Origin of the sequence: Caldimonas tepidiphila (assembly GCF_003569765.1) — a bacterium.
Lineage (GTDB): Bacteria > Pseudomonadota > Gammaproteobacteria > Burkholderiales > Burkholderiaceae_C > Caldimonas > Caldimonas tepidiphila.
Map to the genome: position 1 here is coordinate 1 of NZ_QXMG01000151.1, position 1,700 is coordinate 1,700.

1 protein-coding gene is annotated in these 1,700 nt (G+C 72.6%); it reads right to left on the minus strand.

Features of this window, described 5'->3' with window-relative positions:
* On the minus strand, positions 1-1,700 hold a 1,700-nt coding region (locus D3A59_RS24825; RefSeq protein ID WP_119157968.1), incomplete at both ends, for a phage head spike fiber domain-containing protein.

Here is a 1,700-nt window from a genome sequence, read left to right on the forward strand (position 1 = left end):
TCCATCAGGCTCACGCCGGTGGCGAAGCCCGGCAGCATGACGATGTTCAGTGGCACGCCGCCCGTCGTGGTGACGGTGCCGACCTCCTTGTCGAGCATCGCCCAGCGGTTCGTCGGCCCCAGGTCGATCCAGCGCGAAGGCGCGTCCTCGGGCGGCGTGCTGTTGGTGCCCGCGATCGCGCATTCGTAGACGCGGTGCGTCGTCAGCCGGATCACCTTCGCACCGACGGCGTAGTTCGTCGCCGCGCTCCAGGCCGGGTGATCGTTCTCGGGGACGCTGCTGTAGACGAGGCCGCTGCCGCTGAGGTTGTCGGCTGCGCGCGTGACCGCGGCACCACCCGTCGGGATGTAGGACGTCAGCGCGCCCTTCTCGACTTGCGCGCCCCATAGCAGGACGCCGCTCGTGCCGTCGGCGATGTAGGACGCCGCGCCCGCGGCATCGTAGACCCAGACCTCGAACGTCAGCGTCGTGTCGCCCGCTGCCATCGCGTAGCCGACTGACACGCGCCACCAGCCGTTCGCGAGCGCCTCCGCCTTGCGCGTCGCGCTGCCGGCGTTGCCGACCCAGGCGCCCGTCGCGGCGTTGAACACGGCGTCCCCGACGTAGGCGGCACCGGCCATGCGCAGCCGCACGATCGACAGCTCGGCCGCCTTGACGTAGACCGACACGGTGTAAAGCGCGCCCTCGGCCGGGATCGCCGTCGCGCGGCGCACCCAGTGCGACACGGATGTCGTGCCGTTCGGCACGATGCGGTCGGCGGTCAGCGTGCCGTCCGGCGCGGTGTCGGTGTTCGCCGTGACAGCGGCGGCGCTTTTCGTCCAAGTCGCGTTGTCGAAGGCGGCCGAGTTGGGCAGCAGGTTGGTTGCCGCGGGCTCGAACAGCAGCCCGGACGCTGCGCCGACGGCGTTTGCGTACTGCAGCCGCAGCTCGTTCGCCGCCGCGACGCGCAGCATGCCGTCCTTGTCGGTGTAGGTCGCCGTGCTGGCCCGGGAGAACGTGGCGGTGCTGTCGGGCACCGCGGCCGGCCGTAGTAGCTTCATCAGGTCAGGAGCGGCCATTCCGGCGCGCAGCTCCTCGCGTGCCGCCTCGAGCTGCTGCACCATCACCTCTGACTGCCGCGCCTGGCTGCTGGTCGAGGTCGCACCGCTGGTGGCGGCCACATCGATGCCGAGCGCGGCCGGCTGCACCAGGGCGCCGAAGCCGGGCGTGCTCACCAGCTGCGAGGTGCTCTCCAGGCTGGCGGCGAGCTGGGCCTGGATGCGCGCGTAGTCGGCCGCGGTGGCAGTGGTCGTCGTGGCCAGCTGCGAGACCTGCTGCGCGGCCTGGCCGAGCTGCTGTGCCGCCTCGGTGTCGCCTGCACGAGCCTGTGCGGTGAGGACCGCGAAGCGCGCCTGCGCCTCGGCCAGGCCGCCGGCGCTCGAGGCGGAGATCTCGCCGCGCAGCCGCCGTGCCTCCTCGATCATGCTGTCGGCGAGGCTGCCCCAGGTGCCCGCGAGCAGCTCGGCCGCGCGGCGCGCCTCCTCGGCTGCCTCCTGCTGGTCCTGCAGCGCGAACACCTGCTCGAGCAGCGCTCGGTTCGAGGGATCGAGCTGCTCGAGCTGCCGGGCCCTCAGCGCGGCCGTGTCGCCCTGCAGCTGCAGCAGCTGGGTCTCGATGCCGGCGCGCTCGCGCGCAACCTCGGCCGCCCGCTGCTCGGCCGC